The following is a 1,405-nucleotide window of genomic DNA, read 5'->3' on the forward strand; positions in this document are numbered from 1 at the left end:
TTGCACAAATCGTCAACCCATCGCGACCTTCCATCATGATATCCAATATGATCAAATCGCAAGGCACAGCCAAAAAGCGCTCATATAAAGCATCACCGCTCTCAAACTCCTCCACCTGATAACCTTCATTTTTAAGAAAACTGCCAATGATAAAACGAATATTGGCATCATCATCCGCAATATAAATCCTCTTGCTCATATACAACCCTCCAAACAACTATAGTGAACCACAATTTCCTTAAAAAATAAATAACTGCCACAGATTTGCCTATATTTGTCCGATGAAAAATCCCAACACAACGACTATAATGAACTCAGAAAGAAGGAAACTTATGCAAAAAACGATGATACTGATCCTGATAGCGTTACTGCTAGTCGGGTGCGGGCGATGGCGCAAGGATGATTCGACCAATGTTGAAGCCGATGAACTGATCGAACAAATCGACCGATTGGAATCAACGGTTGATTCTTTGGATGACATCGACGAAGATCTGGTCGTGGATGAAGAAAGCGGCGTTCAAGTCGACTCATTACTCAATGTCATCGACCAGCTCGTTACGGTCTTCAACTCACTCGACGAAATCCGTGACGAAGAAATTTCGCAACCTTAGGAGGAAAACCATGAAAAAACTATGGACAACAATGTTGGCAGTAATGTTACTGTTACTCGCCGTACTGCCGGTATCGGCTCTAGAAACCCAACGGCCATGGCGTTCGGCCGTTATGGAAATGCGCAAGAATCGCCTGGATAACCAAGAATTAGGAACTGAAAACAAACGTCTGAGACTTTCCATCCGCGAACAACTGATCGAACTTAAGGAAAGCGGACAAACATTGGAAGACTCTGTAAAGTTGGAACTCAAAGCCCTGACTGAACAGCTCAAAGAAAAAGCCGCCTTGTTAAAAGCAACGCAAGGCGATATTCGTGAACTGACCATCGGACTTAAAGAGTTAATCGAAAAGAAGGAAACCGAAGAAATCGTAGCAATTTACAATCAAGTAATTGAAATCCAAGAATATCGAAACGGAGTTCTAAAAGAAATCAACGTGTTACTTAATAAAATAAAGGAATTACTCCCATAATAATGAACCGCCAGCGCAAGCTGACGGTTTTTTATTAGAAATAATTTACTAAATTTGCATGGGGATCGAGTTTGGGCTTCAAAATTGAAGAACGACTTGTCATCAACACCGTAACCCCCGGACCATGCCCCGCAATATAACTATCCCCATGAATAATAACACCCACCGTACCGGAACCCTTCAAATAGTCCGGACCGTGATTGTTGGTATGATCCTCGATAAATACGATATCCCCAAAGCGCAGTTGATCAAGATTAAACTCCTTTAACGTCTGTGGATCGCGGGTCATGATATCATAATCTCCCGACATCATCGTCGAAGA

3 protein-coding genes and 1 pseudogene are annotated in these 1,405 nt (G+C 42.3%); 2 read left to right on the plus strand and 2 right to left on the minus strand.

All coding sequences use genetic code 11. From position 1 onward, the window contains the following. The coding region (locus tag Q8O35_RS06715; protein WP_305571874.1) for a response regulator at positions 1–199 on the minus strand (199 nt) is incomplete at its 3' end. Between the two features lie 133 nt (positions 200–332). On the opposite strand from Q8O35_RS06715, the gene Q8O35_RS06720 reads away from it, so the two are divergent. Both Q8O35_RS06720 and Q8O35_RS06725 read left to right on the plus strand, forming a co-directional pair. After that, positions 333–611, plus strand: coding sequence for a hypothetical protein (locus Q8O35_RS06720; protein WP_305571875.1), 279 nt, complete (start codon positions 333–335; stop codon positions 609–611). 10 nt (positions 612–621) lie between these two features. Then, complete coding sequence (locus tag Q8O35_RS06725; protein WP_305571876.1) at positions 622–1,083, plus strand: hypothetical protein; 462 nt, start codon at positions 622–624, stop codon at positions 1,081–1,083. A gap of 34 nt (positions 1,084–1,117) precedes the next feature. Here Q8O35_RS06725 and Q8O35_RS06730 read toward each other — a convergent pair. Beyond that, positions 1,118–1,405, minus strand: a pseudogene (locus Q8O35_RS06730) (DUF4438 domain-containing protein); the annotation flags it as partial.

Source organism: Humidesulfovibrio sp. (assembly GCF_030689645.1).
Classification (GTDB): domain Bacteria; phylum Desulfobacterota; class Desulfovibrionia; order Desulfovibrionales; family Desulfovibrionaceae; genus Humidesulfovibrio.

Bases quoted from the DNA above. Each gene is read 5' to 3' on its own strand.
- Q8O35_RS06720 (WP_305571875.1), top strand. From the start codon at position 333: ATGCAAAAAACGATGATACTGATCCTGATAGCGTTACTGCTAGTCGGG.
- Q8O35_RS06725 (WP_305571876.1), top strand. From the start codon at position 622: ATGAAAAAACTATGGACAACAATGTTGGCAGTAATGTTACTGTTACTC.